Origin of the sequence: Deinococcus aerius, assembly GCF_002897375.1 — a bacterium.
GTDB classification, from domain to species: Bacteria; Deinococcota; Deinococci; order Deinococcales; family Deinococcaceae; genus Deinococcus; species Deinococcus aerius.
On the sequence record NZ_BFAG01000027.1, the window covers coordinates 1 to 16,539 of the forward strand.

The 16,539-nt window shown below is 68.6% G+C and carries 18 protein-coding genes and 1 tRNA gene; 11 read left to right on the forward strand and 8 right to left on the reverse strand.

Annotated features, from left to right (window positions below):
• Positions 1 to 436, reverse strand: a 436-nt coding sequence (locus DAERI_RS21525; protein ID WP_369689483.1) for an ATP-dependent metallopeptidase FtsH/Yme1/Tma family protein, incomplete at its 3' end; no start/stop codon positions are given.
• A 270-nt stretch (positions 437 to 706) separates the two neighbouring features.
• On the opposite strand from DAERI_RS21525, the gene dnaK reads away from it, so the two are divergent.
• From dnaK to DAERI_RS21540, 3 genes are all read left to right on the forward strand, one after another.
• Positions 707 to 2,590, forward strand: coding sequence for a molecular chaperone DnaK (gene dnaK / locus DAERI_RS21530; protein WP_103131495.1), 1,884 nt, complete (start codon positions 707 to 709; stop codon positions 2,588 to 2,590).
• A gap of 93 nt (positions 2,591 to 2,683) precedes the next feature.
• Complete coding sequence (locus DAERI_RS21535; RefSeq protein ID WP_103131496.1) at positions 2,684 to 3,334, forward strand: nucleotide exchange factor GrpE; 651 nt, start codon at positions 2,684 to 2,686, stop codon at positions 3,332 to 3,334.
• An 83-nt stretch (positions 3,335 to 3,417) separates the two neighbouring features.
• Positions 3,418 to 4,326 carry a DnaJ C-terminal domain-containing protein gene (locus DAERI_RS21540; protein WP_103131497.1) on the forward strand — a complete coding sequence of 303 codons (909 nt, stop codon included), beginning with the start codon at positions 3,418 to 3,420 and terminating at the stop codon, positions 4,324 to 4,326.
• 45 nt (positions 4,327 to 4,371) lie between these two features.
• Here the strand turns inward: DAERI_RS21540 and DAERI_RS21545 are convergent, their stop codons facing one another.
• Positions 4,372 to 4,743 carry a winged helix-turn-helix transcriptional regulator gene (locus DAERI_RS21545; RefSeq protein ID WP_103131509.1) on the reverse strand — a complete coding sequence of 124 codons (372 nt, stop codon included), beginning with the start codon at positions 4,741 to 4,743 and terminating at the stop codon, positions 4,372 to 4,374.
• Positions 4,744 to 4,859: 116 nt separating this feature from the next.
• Between DAERI_RS21545 and DAERI_RS21550 the strand changes: the two genes are divergently transcribed.
• Positions 4,860 to 5,702: an SDR family oxidoreductase gene (locus DAERI_RS21550; RefSeq protein ID WP_165794330.1), complete on the forward strand. Its 843-nt coding sequence runs from the start codon at positions 4,860 to 4,862 to the stop codon at positions 5,700 to 5,702.
• A 107-nt stretch (positions 5,703 to 5,809) separates the two neighbouring features.
• Here DAERI_RS21550 and DAERI_RS21555 read toward each other — a convergent pair whose 3' ends face one another.
• From DAERI_RS21555 to DAERI_RS22975, 3 genes are all read right to left on the reverse strand, one after another.
• Positions 5,810 to 6,238, reverse strand: coding sequence for a CBS domain-containing protein (locus tag DAERI_RS21555; protein ID WP_103131499.1), 429 nt, complete (start codon positions 6,236 to 6,238; stop codon positions 5,810 to 5,812).
• Between the two features lie 115 nt (positions 6,239 to 6,353).
• Entirely contained in the window at positions 6,354 to 8,909 is a 2,556-nt protein-coding gene (locus tag DAERI_RS21560; RefSeq protein ID WP_103131500.1) for a S8 family peptidase, read from the reverse strand.
• 153 nt (positions 8,910 to 9,062) lie between these two features.
• A complete protein-coding gene (locus DAERI_RS22975; RefSeq protein ID WP_235610504.1) occupies positions 9,063 to 9,278 on the reverse strand; it encodes a hypothetical protein in 216 nt (71 codons plus the stop codon).
• A 46-nt stretch (positions 9,279 to 9,324) separates the two neighbouring features.
• Here DAERI_RS22975 and DAERI_RS22980 point away from each other — a divergent pair, with 46 nt between their 5' ends.
• Positions 9,325 to 9,831: a hypothetical protein gene (locus DAERI_RS22980; protein ID WP_235610505.1), complete on the forward strand. Its 507-nt coding sequence runs from the start codon at positions 9,325 to 9,327 to the stop codon at positions 9,829 to 9,831.
• Between the two features lie 59 nt (positions 9,832 to 9,890).
• Here the strand turns inward: DAERI_RS22980 and fba are convergent, their stop codons facing one another.
• Positions 9,891 to 10,808, reverse strand: coding sequence for a class II fructose-1,6-bisphosphate aldolase (gene fba, locus DAERI_RS21570; protein ID WP_103131501.1), 918 nt, complete (start codon positions 10,806 to 10,808; stop codon positions 9,891 to 9,893).
• 114 nt (positions 10,809 to 10,922) lie between these two features.
• Between fba and DAERI_RS21575 the strand changes: the two genes are divergently transcribed.
• From DAERI_RS21575 to DAERI_RS21600, 6 genes are all read left to right on the forward strand, one after another.
• Positions 10,923 to 12,149 carry an aminotransferase-like domain-containing protein gene (locus DAERI_RS21575; RefSeq protein WP_103131502.1) on the forward strand — a complete coding sequence of 409 codons (1,227 nt, stop codon included), beginning with the start codon at positions 10,923 to 10,925 and terminating at the stop codon, positions 12,147 to 12,149.
• 103 nt (positions 12,150 to 12,252) lie between these two features.
• The gene (locus DAERI_RS21580; RefSeq protein ID WP_133162095.1) at positions 12,253 to 13,146 is read left to right on the forward strand and encodes a nucleotidyltransferase domain-containing protein; all 894 of its coding nucleotides are present in this window, start codon (positions 12,253 to 12,255) and stop codon (positions 13,144 to 13,146) included.
• Positions 13,147 to 13,181: 35 nt separating this feature from the next.
• Positions 13,182 to 13,991, forward strand: coding sequence for a glutamate racemase (gene murI, locus DAERI_RS21585; RefSeq protein WP_103131504.1), 810 nt, complete (start codon positions 13,182 to 13,184; stop codon positions 13,989 to 13,991).
• Positions 13,988 to 14,701, forward strand: coding sequence for a ribonuclease PH (gene rph / locus DAERI_RS21590; RefSeq protein ID WP_103131505.1), 714 nt, complete (start codon positions 13,988 to 13,990; stop codon positions 14,699 to 14,701). Before murI ends, rph begins: the two co-directional genes overlap by 4 nt.
• 50 nt (positions 14,702 to 14,751) lie before the next feature.
• Positions 14,752 to 15,114 carry a DoxX family protein gene (locus tag DAERI_RS21595; protein WP_103131506.1) on the forward strand — a complete coding sequence of 121 codons (363 nt, stop codon included), beginning with the start codon at positions 14,752 to 14,754 and terminating at the stop codon, positions 15,112 to 15,114.
• Positions 15,115 to 15,169: 55 nt separating this feature from the next.
• A complete protein-coding gene (locus tag DAERI_RS21600) occupies positions 15,170 to 15,376 on the forward strand; it encodes a hypothetical protein (protein ID WP_103131507.1) in 207 nt (68 codons plus the stop codon).
• Positions 15,377 to 15,444: 68 nt separating this feature from the next.
• On the opposite strand, the gene DAERI_RS21605 is transcribed toward DAERI_RS21600, so the two are convergent.
• Both DAERI_RS21605 and DAERI_RS21610 read right to left on the reverse strand, forming a co-directional pair.
• Positions 15,445 to 16,332 carry a class I SAM-dependent methyltransferase gene (locus DAERI_RS21605; protein ID WP_103131508.1) on the reverse strand — a complete coding sequence of 296 codons (888 nt, stop codon included), beginning with the start codon at positions 16,330 to 16,332 and terminating at the stop codon, positions 15,445 to 15,447.
• A gap of 111 nt (positions 16,333 to 16,443) precedes the next feature.
• A tRNA-Gly gene (locus tag DAERI_RS21610) sits at positions 16,444 to 16,519 on the reverse strand.
• Positions 16,520 to 16,539: the final 20 nt, after the last annotated feature.

The window sequence follows — 16,539 nt, forward strand, 5'->3', positions numbered from 1 at the left end:
CCGCCGCCTTCGACTTCCCGAAGTTGCTGGCAGCATCCGTTCCGCCCCCCTGACGGTTGCGGAACAGCAGCAGCAGCAGGCCGACAATGAGAAGCCCTGTCAGCAGGCCGCTGAACAGGGCCAGAAAGCTCAGGCGGGCGGGTTGCACGTAGGTCACGCTGACCCCCGCCGCCTGAAGCCGGTTCAGGGCGATGACCGGGTCGGCGGCGAGCGTGCGGACGCTGTACTCCTGACTGTCCTTGAGCTTGCCGCTCAGCACGGCGGTGTTGTTCTCGAACTGCACGTTGGCGCTCTGCACCTGACCGGAGCGCAGCGCGCTGGTAAAGTCGGTCAGCGACAGCTCGCCGCCGCGTGCGCGCGGGCTGGCCGCGTTGATCAGGAGGAGCAGCACGACCACGGCGGCGGCCAGGCCCCAGCCCCAGGTCGCGCGGCTCACGTGTCGTTCCCCCGGTGTTGCCCCCGTGTGGCGGACGTCATGCCCCAGTGTATGTCGGTGGCGGGCGCCAACTCTGGAACTCTGGTGGCGATCTGCGCGGGGACCAGGAGCACCGGGACGGCTGACCCTACTCTCTCCTGATCCGGCCTCAAATCTGAGCGTAATGCACTCAAGTCTATTGACTATTCCTAACTGTGGCCTTATGATGGGTCTAGTTTCAGAACTGCTCCTGTCAAGGGCGCAGCATCCCCACCAACCAAGGAGTCAAACATGCCCAAAGCCGTCGGAATCGACCTCGGTACCACCAACAGCGTCATCGCCGTGATGGAAGGCGGACGCCCCGAAGTGATCGTCAACGCGGAGGGGGCGCGCACCACGCCCTCCGTCGTCGCGTACAAGGGCGACGAGCGCCTCGTCGGGCAGATCGCCCGGCGCCAGGCCGCGCTGAACCCCAAGGCGACCCTCTTCGAAGTCAAGCGCTTTATTGGCCGCCGCTGGGACGAGGTGCGCGAGGAAGCCGGGCGTGCCCCCTTCACCGTCAAGGAAGGCCCCGGCGGGTCCGTCCGCATCGAGGTGAACGGCAAGGACCTCGCGCCCGAGCAGGTCAGCGCCGAGGTGCTGCGCAAGCTGGTGCAGGACGCCTCCGCCAAGCTGGGCGAGAAGATCAAGGACGTGGTCATCACGGTGCCCGCGTACTTCGACAACTCGCAGCGCGAGGCCACCAAGCAGGCCGGGGAGATCGCGGGCCTGAACGTGCTGCGCGTGATCAACGAGCCCACCGCCGCCGCGCTCGCCTACGGCCTGGAGAAGAAGGGCAACGAGACGGTGCTCGTCTTCGACCTGGGCGGCGGCACCTTCGACGTGACCATACTGGAGCTGGGTGAGGGCGTCTTCGAGGTGAAGTCCACCTCCGGCGACACGCACCTGGGCGGCGCGGACTTCGACCAGCGCATCGTGAACTGGCTCGCCAGCGAGTTCCAGAAGGAACACAACTTCGACCTCCGCAAGGACCCGCAGGCCCTCCAGCGCCTGATCGAGGCCGCCGAGAAGGCGAAGATCGAGCTCTCGAACGCCTCCGAGACCACCATCAGCCTCCCCTTCATCACCTTCGACCCCGAGACGCGCACCCCGCTGCACCTGGAGCGCACCCTGAGCCGCGCCAAGTTCGAGGAGCTGACCGCCGACCTGCTGCGCCGCGTGCGCCAGCCGGTCGAGCAGGCCCTGGCGGACGCCAAGCTGGGCGCCAAGGATATCGACGAGGTCATCCTGGTCGGCGGCTCCACCCGCATCCCCGCCGTCAAGCGGATCGTGCAGGACATCATCGGCAAGACGCCGAACGAGTCGGTGAACCCCGACGAGGCCGTGGCGCTGGGCGCCGCCGTGCAGGCAGGCATCATCCAGGGTGACAGCAGCCTGGGTGACATCGTGCTGGTCGACGTGACCCCGCTGACCCTCGGCGTGGAGGTCAAGGGCGGCATGGTCGCGCCGATGATCACCCGCAACACGACCGTCCCGGCCAAGAAGACCGAGATCTACACCACCGCCGAGAACAACCAGCCCGGCGTGGAGATCGTGGTCCTCCAGGGCGAGCGCCCCATGGCCGCCGACAACAAGTCCCTTGGCCGCTTCAAGCTGGAGGGCATTCCGCCCATGCCCGCCGGTCGCCCGCAGATCGAGGTGACCTTCGACATCGACGCGAACGGCATCCTGCACGTGACGGCGAAGGAGAAGACGAGCGGCAAGGAGGCGAGCATCCGCATCGAGAACACCACCACGCTCGACAAGGGCGACGTGGACCGCATGGTGCGTGAGGCCGAGCAGAACGCCGAGGCCGACAAGAAGCGCCGCGAGAAGGTCGAGAAGCGCAACAACCTCGACTCGCTGCGCGTGCAGGCCCTGGCCCAGATCGACGAGAACGCGAATGCCCCGCAGGACGCCAAGGACCGCCTGAAGGCCGCCGCCGACGAGGCCGAGGAGGCCGTCCGCAGCGACGACGACGCCCGGATCGAGAGCGCCCAGAAGCGGCTGGAGGAGGAACTGCGCGCCTTCATGACCGCCGGGCAGGGCGGTGGGCAGGACGGCCAGGGCGGACAGCCCCAGGCCAGCCGCCAGGACGACGACGTGATCGACGCGGACTTCAAGCCCGCTGAATAACGTCCGACCCACACATCCAACCCAGGGGAGAGGACGGCTTCACGGCCCCCTCTCCCCTATCTTCAAGCCATGTTTCGCAGGAGAAGTGCGCCCATGACCCACGACGACCAGACCAAGACCCAGAACGAGCAGGCGGCCCAGGAGACGGAGACGGCCCGCACCGAGCAAACCTACGCCCCCAACCCCGACACCGAGACCGACAACATGGAGGAGGACGCCGAGCTGGAGGGCTTCCCCGGCATGGACGCTGATTCTCTTGATGCTGGCATGTTCGGGCAGGTGCAGGAGATGATGGCCCGCCTGGAACGCGCCGACGAGCTGGAGAAGGAGAACGCGGACCTGAGGGGCAAGCTGGGCCGCCTCGCCGCCGACTTCGAGAGCTACCGCCGCCGCACTCAGGAGGACGTGCAGGCCGCGCAGCAACAGGGCGTGGCGAAGGCCGCCGAGGGGCTCATGCCGGTGTACGACGACCTCGACCGCGCGGTCAGCATGGGGAGCAACGACCCCAGCAAGCTGATCCCCGGCGTGCAGGCCGTCCAGGCGACGGTGCTGCGCGTCTTCGGCAACCTCGGTTTGGAAGCGACCGGACGCGAGGGCGAGCACTTCGACCCCCAGTGGCACGAGGCCCTTCAGGTCGTGCCCGGCGACGAGGACGACGTGATCGTGCAGGTCTACCAGCTCGGCTTCCGCATGGGGGACCGCCTGGTGCGCCCGGCCCGTGTGGTGGTGAGCAGGAAGCAGTAAGGGGTGAGCCGCCGGGGGTTAGGAGTTAGGCGAGCAACCTGATTCCTGACCCCCTCCCCCTCAACCCCTTCCAAGGAGTGGCGATGGCTTACAAGGATTACTACGACGTATTGGGCGTCAACCGGGGTGCCTCGGACGCCGATATTAAAAGCGCCTACCGCAAGCTCGCCAAGGCTTTCCACCCCGACAAGAATCAGGGCGACGAGAAGGCCGCCGACCGGTTCAAGGAGATCGGCGAGGCCTACGCCGTCCTCAGCGACCCCGAGAAACGCAAGGTGTACGACCAGTTCGGGCACACCGGGCAGGTGCCGCCGGGCTACGGCGGGGCGCCGGGCGGCTTCCAGGGCGGCGACTTCGCGGGCTTCGACCCCTCCCAGTTCAGCGATTTCTTCCAGGGGCTGTTCGGTGTAGGAGGACGGCGCAGCGGAGGTGGGGCGAGCTTCTCGGGCGGCCAGGTGAACCTGGAGGACCTGCTGGGCGGTCTGGGCGGGACCCAGGGGAGGCGCTTCGTGCAGAACGTGGAGGGCGAACTCCAGGTGACCTTGCAGGAGGCGTTCTCCGGCTCCGACGAGGTGATCAACGTGGACGGCAAGCGGCTGAGCCTGCGGGTACCGGCAGGCACGCGCGACGGCAGCCGCCTGCGCCTCGCCGGGCAGGCCCCGGGGGGCGGCGACGTGCTCCTCACCATCCGCGTGCTGGAGGATGCCCGCTTCGACCTCGACGGGGACGACCTCATTACGACGGTGGACGTGCCCGCCCCGGTCGCCGCGCTCGGCGGCAACGTCACCGTGCAGACGCTGGGCGGCAGCGGCAACCTCACCATTCCGGCGGGGAGCAGCGGCGGGCGGCGGATGCGCCTGCGCGGCCAGGGCTGGCCGAAAAAGGACGGCACGCGCGGCGACCTGTATGTGCGCCTGAATCTGACCGTGCCGAGCCACCTGACCGAGGAGGAAAAGGAGCTGTACCGCAAGCTGCGCGACCTGCGGAAGTAAAGTGGCACATGAGTGGGGCCGCCTCCAGCACGGGGGCGGCCCTTTTTACTTGGAATGTCGCCTGTCGTAGTCCTGGCGCGCGGCGAGGACGGCGGGCATATGGTCCTGCGCCCAGAGGCCGAGGTCGGTGACGATCCGGTTCAGGCTCTCTCCCAGGGGACTCAGCCGGTACTCGGTGCGGGGCGGTACGACGGGGTACGCGGTGCGCTCCACCAGGCCGTTGCGCTCCAGCTCGCGCAGGGTCTGGGTGAGCATCTTCTGCGAGATGCCGCCTATGGTTCCCTCCAGTTCGCTGTAGCGCAGCGTCCTCCCGCGCAGGGCGTACAGCACGAGCACGCTCCACTTCCCCGTCACCATCTCCAGAACGCGGTGGCTGGGGCAGTGCTGACTCAGCACGTTGAGGGATGGCGCCGTCATTCCTTCCGTATACCACGCCGCCCCTCCTAACGCACCAAAAGGTAGGTACTTCACAAAATGAACCGCTTGGTCGTATGGTGCCCCTATCCGGCTGCGGAGGCCGCGAAAGGAGCCGTATGAAGGTTCTCGTCACCACCCCCAACGGCAAGGTCGGTCAGGAGGTCGTTCGGCAGCTTCAGGAGCGCGGTGTGGAGGTCCGCGTCGGGGCACACACCGTGGAGAAGGCGCGGCAGGCCTTTCCCGGGGCGGAGGTCGTAAGGTTCGACTATGAGGACGAGGCGAGCGTGAGGCAAGCCCTGCAGGGCGTGGACGCCGTGTACCTCGCCTCTCCCGGCGACATGTCTGCCGAACCCGTCAAGCGGGTGGTGGATCTGGCGCGGGAGGCGGGTGTGGGGCGCGTCGTGCGGCTGAGCGCGATGGGAGTGGAGCACAGCGACAACCCGCTGCGCGAGGTCGAGCGGCACATCGAGGCCTCGGGGCTGACATGGACCTTCCTGCGGCCCTCGTGGTTCATGCAGAACTACGCCACGATGAACGCGGACATGATTCGCGGCGGCACGCTCTACGAGCCCTCCGGCGACGCGAGGACGAGCTTCGTGGATGCCCGGGACATCGCCGCAGTGGCGGTCGCCGCCCTGACCGAGGAGGGGCACGCGGGGCAGGCGTACACCATCACGGGGGGGGAGGCCCTCAGCCGCGACGAGGTGGTGGCCGCCATCTCGGACGCGACGGGCAAGAGCGTGAAGTACGTGCCCATCAGCGACGAGGACCTCGCACGGGCGATGCGGGACGGGGGCGCCCCCGAGGCCTACGTGGGCCTGATGACCTCCCTGTACCAGGGGGTGCGGGCCGGTCACTCTGAAAGCGTGACGGACGCCGTGCGGCGGGTGACGGGACGCGACCCCATCTCCTTCAGGCAGTTCGCGCAGGACCACGCGGACGTGTGGCGGGAGGGCTGAGGCGTATCGGGTTCGGGGCCAGAGTCGGGAGGCGCCCACACCTTACCCCGGCCCCAGCAGACGGGCCGCCTCCCATCCTCGGGGGCGGCCCGTACGATTTGCCTATTTTAGCTGTTGTGGTTCTCGCTGGGCACGCTAACGCCCTTGAGGGCCTCCTCGTCGGCGTCGCTGTTCGCCCGCACGGCAAGGTCACCCAGGCTGACGATGCCCACGACCTTCCCGTTCTCGGTCACGGGAATGCGCCGCACCTGCTGGCGCCCCATCTCGTCGGCGGCGTCCTCCACCGAGGTGTTCGCGTCCAGGGTGAACACATCCCCGGTCGTGTAGTCGGTCACGGGCGTCCCGGAGTCGTGCCCGTAGGCGACCGCCCGGACCACGATGTCGCGGTCGGTGATGATCCCCGTGGGGCGGTCATTCTCCATCACGAGTACCGCGCCGATGTCCTGCTCGAGCATCAGCGTGGCGACCTCCTGGAGGGTGGCCTGCGGGTCCACGGTCACGGGGTTGGGCGTCATGATGTCGCGTAGCGTTGGCATGGCTCAACCGTACTCGCCGCGCCGCCACCCTCAGTGGGAAGTGGGTAAAGGCACACAAAGAGAGGGGGAAGGCCCAACCCAGCGAGCCTCCCCCTGTTTTCTGATCGCTGACCGCTTACTTCATCAGCCAGTCGAACGCCGTCTTCATCAGGGCGCTCCGGCTGTTCGGCGACAGGCCCTCGATCCCGAAGCCCATGTTCACCGTGCGGTACTTGCCCGCGTCGTTGGCGACGATGGCCCCGGCGTTCTCGTTCGCGTTCTGCGCCGTGACGCGGGGGCGCTGGGTGGGCTGCTGACCGCCGAGCACCTGGTTCAGGATGGAGCCGATCACATTGGCCGCGAGGCGCTCGACCAGGCCGCGGGGGTCCTCGACCTTCTGCTCGGCGCGGCCCTTGTTGGGGTCCACCCGGATGCTCTGCGCCGTGATCGTGCTCGCGTTGGCGTTCGCGGTGCCCCACGAGGCGACGACCGAACTGCCGCTCAGGTCGGCGATCACGTCCGGGTAGTACTGGTTCTTAGCGCTGCCGTCGGCGTTGAGGGTAAAGGCGGTGTTGCCGAAAGCGCCGCGCGTCACGAACTTGGCGTTGCCGGAGCTGTCGGCGACGAAGCGGGTCTTGAGAACGTCGCGGTAGAAGTCGCTCGTGCCGATGTCGTAGCCGATGTCCTGACCGGTCACGAGCAGGTTGCCGCCGCCCGCGAGGTACTGCCGCAGGGTGTTCTGGTCCTGGGGCGTGATGGTGTTCTCGTACTGCTCGCCCGTCGCCCAGATCACGATGTCCGAGCGCTGCATCTCGCTCAGGGGCACCGGCCCCTGGGCCTGCACGTTCCACACGAAGGCCCCGCCCGAGGCCGCGTTCGCCTTGATCGCGTCGCGCAGGGCGTTCGTCACGTCCGCACCCTGGCCCATGTCGTCATCGACGAGGAGGACCGTGGGCTTCTTGCTCCCCGTGGGCGGCTTGGGCGCGGGGCTGGGGGCCGGGGCGGGGGCGGGCTGACCGGCGACGGGTTTGATGAAGCAGCCCTTCTTCTGCCCGTAGGCGGGGTCGGAACCCCACTCCTGAACGGTGCAGTTGAAGCCGTCCGTGCCCACGCCGGTCAGGTACTTGCCCGCCGTGCCGAAGGCCGCGTCGCGCTTGCCCTGGAACTTGCAGAACTGCCCTTCCACGGCGCAGAGCGTGTAGCCAGCAGGGCCAGTGGGCTGCGGGGCCGGCGCAGGTTGGGGTTGTGGCTGTGGCTGAGGCTGCGGTTGGGGTTGAGGCTGCGGCTGGGGTTGCGGTTGTGGCTGCGGCTGCGGCTGGGGTTGTGGCTGAGGCTGCGGTTGCGGAGCGGGCGGCTTGCTGCCCTGATCCCCACCCAGATTCACGCCCAGCTTGCCCATCGCGCCGGGCACGCTGATCAGCCCGTAGCCGACATTGTTGTTCTTGCTGCCCGCGTTGCTGGCGCTGGAGTACAGCGCGTTCTTGACCGCGTCCACGCCCGTGCCGGGCTTGGCCGAGAGCAGCAGGGCCACGGCACCCGCCGCGATGGGGCTTGCCTGGGAGCTGCCGCTGAGCGCCCCGTACTGCCCATTCGGGAAGGAACTCGTGATGGCGACGCCCGGCGCCGCGATGTCCGGCTTCACGAACACGCCGTTGATCTGGCCCTGCCACGCGACCGGCCCTCGGCTGCTGAAGCTGGCGACCTGCCCGTTCTGGTCTACCGCGCCCACCCCGATGGCGTCGGGGAGGTTGCCGGGGCTGCCGGTGGTCGAGGAGCCCGGCCCGAAGTTGCCGATGGCGAAGACCGGCACCACGCCCGCCTTGAGCATGTTCTGCACGGGCACGATGAACTCGTCGTAGGTGCCGGGAATCCCCAGGCTCATGTTCACCACGTCGGCGCCGTCGTCGGTATCCGCGTTGTTGTCGGGGTCGAGGACGTACTGCATCCCCGCGATGACCTGGGCGAAGGTGCCCTCGTTGTTCGGCAGCACCAGGGCGCTGATGAGCTTGGCCCCCGGCGCCACACCCACGTCCTTACCGACGAGCAGGCCTGCCGTGTGGGTGCCGTGGTTGGTGGTGTCGTGCGGGCTGCTCTGGACCTTGTCGCCGTCCCCGTTGAATTCGGCGAAGGACGCGAGCTTCCCGGCGAGTTCGGGGTGGTTCGCGTCGATGCCGCTGTCCAGGTGCCCGATGCGGATGTTCTGGCCGCGGAAGCCCGCCGCCCAGGCCTGGGGCGCCCCGATCTTCTGGAGGTGCCAGGGGGTGCCCGAGGGCGCGCTGGCCGCGCTGAGGGCGACGGCGCGGGGGATCTGCACCTTGAAGTTCTCGAAGATGGTGTCCACGAAGGGCAGGGTCGCCAGTACCCGCGCCTGCACCGGAGTCATGGGCAGGAACACGCTCTGGTCCAGCCAGAGCTGGGTGGCCTTGCCCGAGTTCAGCGCCTGGTTCACGAAGCCCGCGGCGGGGCCGAGCTGCTGGATGCGCGAGGTCAGTTGCTGGCGGGCCGTTTTGAACAGCGCCCGTCCGCGCGCCGTGTTCGTGAACTTGAAGCGCACGATCACGCCGACCGTACTCTGGTCCCCGCGCTTGGCCCGCTCCAGCAGAGTCGGGGAGAGACTTCCCGCGCTCGCCACCGACGCGCTCCCCAGCGTGAGCGCCGCGCCCAGCAGCAGGCCACATTTGATCTTCTTCATGCCTCGCAGGGTAGCGGCCCGGCCGTGACGCCCCCTGAAGCCGAGGTGAGGAAGCCTTGAGGTGGGGTCAGGGGCGCGTCAGCCTGGAAGGGACGGGAGAAGAGGCCCGCCGGGGAGTCGAACCGGCGGGCCGTGGGGTCAGAGCTGCGGGCCTTACCGGCTGTAGCGCAGGATAACGGCGCCCTCGCTGATGCGGCCCCCCAGGATGCTGGTGCGCGAGTAGCTCAGGATGATCTGGCTTCCGGGCAGTTGCAGCAGTTGCAGTTGGCCGTCCAGCGCGTTCTGGGTGGAGGGGTTGTTGCCCTTCACCGACCAGACGAACCCGCCGCGGATATCGATGCTCCGGTCGGGCGCGTTGCTCGCGGACACCGGGCGGGGCCTTCCGCTGAACCCCTCCGGCGTGCGGAGTTCCCCCGTGAGCAGATCGAGCGTCAGCCCGCGCAGCGCCCCCCCCCAAGCCGGGCGCGTCCCCGAGCCTCAGCCGGTTGCCCTCGCGGGTCAGCGGCAGCTTCAGGCTCCTGCCGATGGGGGCCAGGACGGGCTGGAACACCAGGTATTGCTGAAATTCCTCGCGGCTGATGCCGAGCCGCTCGTCGTAGACCGGGCGGTCCCCCTTCTGCACGCTCGCCATCACGGCGCTCAGGGCCTCGCGGCTGCCGCCCACCGTCGTGACGCGCCGCTGGAGTTCGACCAGGGTGAGGCTGGGCCGCTGCTCCATCAGTTGCACGACCTGGCCCGGCTTGGGCACCAGGGCCGCGAGCTTCGTCTGCCAGGCCGCGGGCAGGGCGGGCAGGGACGGGATGGCGGTGCCCGCCGCCCCCACCGAACGGCCCGTCACCGCGGCTCCGCCGAGGGCCAGGAGGGTGAGGAGGGGGACGCGCAGGGCCTTCATGGCGAACGTGAGCATACGGCGGCCGGGTGAGAATTCCCCGCGGCGCCGCTGACTGGACCTGAGAACAAGGGGGGACACCCCCACCCGACCTACGCCTGGCCCACGCTCCCCAGCACCCGCATCTTGTGCTCGATGATCTGGCTCATCAGGTCGCGGGCCGGGCCGAAAATCTTGCGCGGGTCGAACTCCCCCGGGTTCTTCTTCAGCACCTCGCGCACGCCCACCGTCATGGCGAGGCGCAGGTCCGTGTCCACGTTCACCTTGGCGATGCCGTGCTGGGCCGCCTGCTGGAGGTCCTCGTCGGCGATGCCCGCGGCGTCGCCGATCTCGCCGCCCGAGTCGCGGAAGCGCTGGACGATCTCGGCGGGCACCCCGCTGGAGCCGTGCGCGACGAGCGGGATGGAGACGAGCTGGCTGATGCGCTCAATGCGCGCCTGGTCGATGAAGGGGCGGCCCTTGCCCTTGTACGCCCCGTGGCTGGTGCCGATGGCGATGGCGAGGTAGTCGGTGCCCGTCTGCTCGACGAACTGCACGGCCTCCTCCGGGTCAGTCAGGAAGGCGTCCTTCTCGTCCACCACGACGTGCTCCTCGATGCCGCCCAGCCGCCCGAGTTCGGACTCCACCGAAATCCCCATGGCGTGCGCGGCCTCGACCACCCGCCGGGTCTCGTGGACATTCTCCTCGAAGGGGTGGTGCGAGGCGTCGATCATGACGGAGGTGAAGCCCATCTTGATCGCCCGCAGCGCGCTCTCGTACGAGGAGCCGTGGTCGAGGTGCAGGGCGACGGGCACGCTGGCCCGCTCGGCAATGTCCTTCACGATGTTGGCGAGGTCCTGACCGCCGTACTTGATCGCGCCCTCGCTCATCTGCACCATGACCGGGGAGCGCAGCCGCTCGGCGGTGTGGATGATCGCCTGGGTGATCTCCATGTTGTTGGTGTTGAACGAGCCGACGGCGTACTTGCCCGCGCGGGCGGGAACCAGGATGTCGTTACCGGTGACGAGCATGGGTGAAGCCTCCTTTGACGGGTCCCACTCTACCCGGCCTTTCCCCCATTCGGGGCGGGTCGGCTATCCCGGACGCGGCGGGGGGGCGCCGGGCAGGAACGGTAGGATGGGGCCATGACCCTCTCCCCCGCCCCCACCCTGCCCCCGGTGGACCTCACCGCGCGGCTCGCTGACCGCACCCGGCGCATGAACGCGAGTGCCATCCGCGAGATCCTCAAGGTCACCCAGCAGCCCGACGTGATCTCCTTCGCGGGCGGTCTCCCCGCCCCGGAACTCTTCCCCATCGAGGACGTGCGCCGCGCGACCGACGCCGTGCTGACGAAGTACGGCCCGGCGGCCCTGCAATACTCCACGACGGAGGGCCACCTCCCCCTGCGCGAGTGGATCGCCGCCCGCGCCGGGATCACGCCCGCGAACGTGCAGATCGTGACCGGGAGCCAGCAGGGCCTCGACCTCCTGGGCAAGGTGCTGATTAACGAGGGCGACGTGGTGCTCGTCGAGAGCCCGACGTACCTGGGCGCCCTCCAGTCTTTCCAGCCCTACGGCCCGCGCTACGTGCAACTTCCCACCGACGACCACGGCATCGATACGGACGCGCTGGAGGACGTGCTGAAGGCCCACCCCGCCAAGCTGCTGTACGCCATCCCCAACTTCCAGAACCCCACCGGGCGGACGCTGAGCCTGGAGCGCCGTCGCCGCCTGCTTGAACTCACCGCCCAATACGGGGTGCTGGTGATCGAGGACGACCCCTACGGCAAGCTGCGCTTCCGCGGCGAGGAGCTGCCGGGCCTCTACGACCTCGCGCTGGAGCTGGTGGGCGGCGATCCCGAGCGCAGCCACGTGATCTACTCCAGCTCCTTTTCCAAGACGCTCGTGCCCGGTCTGCGCGACGCCTGGGTGCAGGCGGCCCGGCCCATCATCGGCAAGCTGGTGCAGGCCAAGCAGGGCGCGGACCTGCACACCCCGACCCTGAACCAGATGATCGTCTCGGAACTCGTCCACGACGTGCTGCCGCGCCAGATCGAGATCGTGAAGCGGGCCTACGGCGAGCGGGCGCAGGACATGGTGGGCCGCCTGCGCGAGTACTTCCCGGCGGGCGTGAGCTTCACCACCCCGGAGGGCGGGATGTTCCTGTGGGTCACGCTGCCGGAGGGGATCGACACCACGCCGCTGCTCGCCCAGGCCGTGGAGCGCAAGGTGGCCTTCGTGCCGGGCCGCCCCTTCTTCGCGCTCGGCGGCGGCGAGAACACCATGCGCCTGAGCTATTCGAGCGCCACGCCGCAGCAGATCGACACGGGGATTCGGGCGCTGGGTGAGACGATCCGGGAAGCGCTGGGCTGAGGGTCCAGAGGGAAGGAGGGGCGTGCGGGGCTGAGGTTCTGCCAGCCCCTCCTGCGTCATTTCAGCCATGACTACGCGGTGGACACCTGCCACACTGCCCCCTATGAATCCTGCGAGTGAATGGCGCCGGGACATGGCGGCCGGCGTGGCCCAGACTTATGCCCGCAATCCCAATGTCGTCGCCGTCCTCCTGGGAGGGAGTTCGGCGCGGGGCCACGCCGACCGCTTCTCCGACATCGAGCTCGGCGTTTTCTGGGAGGCCGAGCCGGGCGAGGACGAGCGGGCGGCCATCGTACAGGACGTCGGGGGCGACTTGCACCGGCTCTATCCCCGCGAGGGGGACGCCTGGGAAGACACCTTTTTCATGGGCCGCGCCGCACCAGGGGCGGAGAAGAGTGGCGTTCTGACAGAGGTGGTGAACATGCGTGTGGATGCTGCCGAGCGGACACTCGACGATGTGCTGCTCACCTTCGACACCGACGAGGGAAAACTCAACCTCGTCGCAGCGCTGTTGGATGGGGCGCCGCTCCACGGGAAGGACCTTCTCATGCAGTGGCAGGCGCGGGCAGCGGCGTACCCGGATGGCCTCGTCCGGGCTCTGGTGAAACGCTACGCGCCCATCGACCACTTCTGGCGTTGGGAGATGTACCTGGAACGCGGGGAGAACCTGTGGGGGCTGCACCAACACTTCGGCTGGGTACAACGCCGACTCTTGCACGTTCTACTGGCGGTCAATCGCGTGTACTTCTTCAGTTTCAAATGGCTGGACGTGGTGCTGGAACGTCTTGTGGTCGCGCCGCAGAAGTTCGCGGAGCGTTTCAAACGGGTGAATCACCTCCCGCCTAAGGAGGCCGCCGCCGAGCTGTCGCGCCTGGTGGACGAGGTGTATGACCTGCTGGAACGGCACGTCCCCGGGATGACCCCTGCCGATGTCGCCCGGCTGCGCCATTTTTTCCACTACCGCCGTCCCCTGTGGGAGGAGCGCCCGCCCTTTTGACCACCGCAGCCCCCCGCGCTCTATCATCCTGGCCGATGACCTGCGAGGCCCCCCTGGGCGTATTCGACAGCGGCGTGGGCGGCCTGAGCGTCCTGGCCGAGCTGCGGCGTGTCCTGCCGCACGAACGCTTTCTGTACCTCGCGGACACGGCTCATGTGCCCATCGGGGCCCGGCCGGACGAGGAGATCCGGGACCTGACCAGCCGGGCGGTGGCGGCGCTGCACGCGCGGGGCGCCAAGGGCGTGGTCGTGGCCTGCAACACGGCCTCGGCCTTCAGCCTGCGCCCCCTGCGCGAGCGGTACGGCCCGGCCTTCCCCGTGATCGGCCTGGTGCCCGCCGTCAAGCCCGCCGTGGCCGCCACCCAGTCGGGCGTGATAGGCGTGCTGGCGACCCCGGGCACCCTGCGCGGCACCCTGCTGCGCGACGTGATCCGCGAGTTTGCCGAGCCTACCGGAGTCCGGGTCCTCACCGCCGTGAGCGCCGAACTCGTGCCCTTGGTCGAGGCGGGGCAGGCCGGCGGCGGGCGGGCGCGGGCCGTGCTGCGGGAAGTGCTGGCACCACTGGCGGGGGCCGGGGCCGATCAGCTCGTGCTGGGCTGCACGCATTACCCCTTCCTGGCGGGGAGCATCCGCGCCGAGTTCGGGGACACCTTTGGGCTGGTGGACAGCGGCGCGGCGGTGGCCCGGCACACCCGGAACGTGCTGGAAGCGGCCAGTTTGCTGCGGGGGGAGAACGGGGAGGGCGGGGTCACGTACCTCGTGACGGGGGAACCGGAGGCGACGCGCCCCGTGATCGGCGCCCTTACGGGCGGGCAGAATGTCACCGTGCAGCAGGTGACCACTTGACCCCTCCCCCCAGAACCGACCGGGACACCCTGACCCCCCGGCCCCTCAACGTTCGCCGCGGGGTCAACCCCCACGCGCCCGGCAGCGCCCACCTGCGGCTGGGCCGCACCGAGATTCTGGCGACCGTCAGCGTGGAGGATAAACCCGCGCCCCACATGCGCGGCAAGAAGGAGGGCTGGCTGACCGCCGAGTACGCCATGCTGCCGCGCGCGACCACCGACCGCCAGGCCCGCGAGCGCAACCTCCAGAATGGCCGCCGCCACGAGATTCAGCGCCTGCTGGGGCGGGCCTTCCGTGCCGCCGTGGACCTGCGCCACTTCCGGGGCCAGACCCTCTACGTGGACTGTGACGTGCTTGTGGCCGATGGCGGCACCCGCGTCGCCAGCGTCCTGGCGGGGTACGCCGCGCTGCACGACTTCGCCGACCGGCTGATCCAGTCAGGCAAGCTCAGCGAGTGGCCCCTGCTCCACACGGTCGGGGCGGCGAGCGTGGGCCTGATCGGCGACGAGTTGCGGGTGGACCTCGACTATGCCGAGGACCGGGTCGCCCGCGCCGACCTGAACGTGGTCGCCACCGACGCGGGGCTGCTGATCGAGGCCCAGGGCGGCGCCGAGGAAGGCCCCATCTCCAGCGCCGAGTACGTGCGGCTGCTCACGGCGGGGGTGGAGGCGGTGGGAGCCCTGCTGCGGGAACTCCACCGTCAGTTGTAGGGGGCGACCTCCCCCGGTGCGGTACACTTCCCCCACCGGAGGAGGCTGGCATGAGTGTGACGGGATTTATCGGGCGGGCGCTGCTCGCGAGCATCTTTATCAAAAACGGCCTGGACCACCTTCAGAACCCCGACCCCATCGTGCGCGCGGCGAAAGGGGCCGAGATCCCGGCGCCGGAGCTGGCCGTCAAGGTCAACAGCGGCGTGATGGTCGGCGCGGGCAGCCTGCTGGCGCTAGGCATCGCCCCCGGCCTGGCGAGCACCGCCCTGGCCGTCAGCCTCATCCCCACCACGGTCATCGGGCACCCCTTCTGGGACCGCCAGGGCAAGGAGCGCCAGCACCAGCAAACGCACTTCATGAAAAACCTGGCCCTCTTCGGGGCACTCCTCGCCGTCGGCAGCCGCAAGGGTTAAAGGCGGGTGGGGAAGCCCGGGCGGTCCTCCTCACCCGGGGCCGGGAAGATGAGCCATGACCGACCACAAAACAGGAGAGAACGCCGCCCTCAGCGATGAGGCACAGAACGAAGTTGTCCAGGAGACCATGCAGGGCGGCGAGGGTGAGATGGACGCCAACGGCTTGGGCAAGAACTTCGACCGTGAGGAAAAGCTCGGCGAGCTGCGCGAGAACCTTCAGGGCATGGCGAGCCCTGCAGAGGGCACAGCAGACCAGCCCTGACTCATAGAACAGAGGCGCCATCTGAGCCAGCAAAAAGCTCAGGTGGCGCCTCCTCTAGGGCTGACCCATTAAAGCTCCAGGCCACCTGGCGTGGTCTCTGCCGCCGGGATGGCCGTCACCAGCACCTCGTATTTCCCCGTCACGAAGACCTTGAAGCCGTGTTTCTGGAGAGTCCTCCGAGCTGCGGTCACATCCGCCATAAGGAGGCTGAGGTCAGGCCGGGCGTAGTTCCGCATGCGGGCGCCGTAACTGAGAAAGCCGTCCAGGTAGCGGGCATTCGGGAAGCCCAGGATCAGACCGCCACCGGGCGTCAGATGCTCGCGGCGCAGGGCACGGAGCAGCGTATCCTGCCGAATCCCGGGACTTTGCAGCAGGCTGAGGGCAAGCACGAGGTCAAAATGGCCGAGGTCCGGCACCGGGAGCGTAGTTACATCCAGCGTGCGGAAGGTGGCCTGGGGGTAATGGGTACGGGCCTCCGCCAGCGCCGTCTCTTCCAGGTCAATACCAACCACTTCGAAAGCCCGGCTCGGGAAGGCCAGTGCCAGGGCGTCCAGTTCGCGTCCGGCGTTGACGCCCAGGGCGAGGACACGTCCGCCCGCCGGGGGGTTCACTCGCCGCAACGCTTCGACCAACGTAAACAGGAAAACTGGGTCCTCCAGCTTGTTTACCCGTCCCCAGTGGCCGCCCGTTCCGTAGCCTGCAGTGTCGGGTGCTGACACACCGGCGTAAGCACGGAGCCGCACCCGTACTCGCCCCGCCTCCACCGACTCGGGGGTCAGCAGATGAGCCCCCAACAGATCGGCGAGGTCAGCCCAGGTCTGCCACGGGCGATGCACCCCCAAGGGCGTGGGTTCACCCGCATACAGACCTACCCCCACACCCGGGTCAGGAACCGTAAAGGCCACATCTCCCCCAGCCGCGAGGGCACTCCGCACGGCCGGGAGAATCATGGACATGGATTCATGTGTGAAATAGAGGTCGGCCACAACCGGCGAATTTACCGCACGTAGGGGAGGCCTGCATGGGTAACGAAAAGCCACCACCCGGTTGAGGGTGGGGGGTTGAAGTGGAGCGGGAGACGAGATTCGAACTCGCGACATCTACCTTGGCAAGGTAGTGCTCTACCAGCTGAGCTACTCCCGCGCTGCGTTGTTGAGAAAGGG

Excerpts from the sequence above, each read along its gene's own strand:
- dnaK (WP_103131495.1), top strand. The coding sequence starts at position 707 with ATGCCCAAAGCCGTCGGAATCGACCTCGGTACCACCAACAGCGTCATC.
- DAERI_RS21535 (WP_103131496.1), top strand. The coding sequence starts at position 2,684 with ATGACCCACGACGACCAGACCAAGACCCAGAACGAGCAGGCGGCCCAG.
- DAERI_RS21540 (WP_103131497.1), top strand. The coding sequence starts at position 3,418 with ATGGCTTACAAGGATTACTACGACGTATTGGGCGTCAACCGGGGTGCC.
- DAERI_RS21545 (WP_103131509.1), bottom strand. The coding sequence starts at position 4,743 with ATGACGGCGCCATCCCTCAACGTGCTGAGTCAGCACTGCCCCAGCCAC.
- DAERI_RS21550 (WP_165794330.1), top strand. The coding sequence starts at position 4,860 with ATGAAGGTTCTCGTCACCACCCCCAACGGCAAGGTCGGTCAGGAGGTC.
- DAERI_RS21555 (WP_103131499.1), bottom strand. The coding sequence starts at position 6,238 with ATGCCAACGCTACGCGACATCATGACGCCCAACCCCGTGACCGTGGAC.
- DAERI_RS21560 (WP_103131500.1), bottom strand. The coding sequence starts at position 8,909 with ATGAAGAAGATCAAATGTGGCCTGCTGCTGGGCGCGGCGCTCACGCTG.
- fba (WP_103131501.1), bottom strand. The coding sequence starts at position 10,808 with ATGCTCGTCACCGGTAACGACATCCTGGTTCCCGCCCGCGCGGGCAAG.
- DAERI_RS21575 (WP_103131502.1), top strand. The coding sequence starts at position 10,923 with ATGACCCTCTCCCCCGCCCCCACCCTGCCCCCGGTGGACCTCACCGCG.
- DAERI_RS21580 (WP_133162095.1), top strand. The coding sequence starts at position 12,253 with ATGAATCCTGCGAGTGAATGGCGCCGGGACATGGCGGCCGGCGTGGCC.
- murI (WP_103131504.1), top strand. The coding sequence starts at position 13,182 with ATGACCTGCGAGGCCCCCCTGGGCGTATTCGACAGCGGCGTGGGCGGC.
- DAERI_RS21595 (WP_103131506.1), top strand. The coding sequence starts at position 14,752 with ATGAGTGTGACGGGATTTATCGGGCGGGCGCTGCTCGCGAGCATCTTT.
- DAERI_RS21600 (WP_103131507.1), top strand. The coding sequence starts at position 15,170 with ATGACCGACCACAAAACAGGAGAGAACGCCGCCCTCAGCGATGAGGCA.
- DAERI_RS21605 (WP_103131508.1), bottom strand. The coding sequence starts at position 16,332 with ATGTCCATGATTCTCCCGGCCGTGCGGAGTGCCCTCGCGGCTGGGGGA.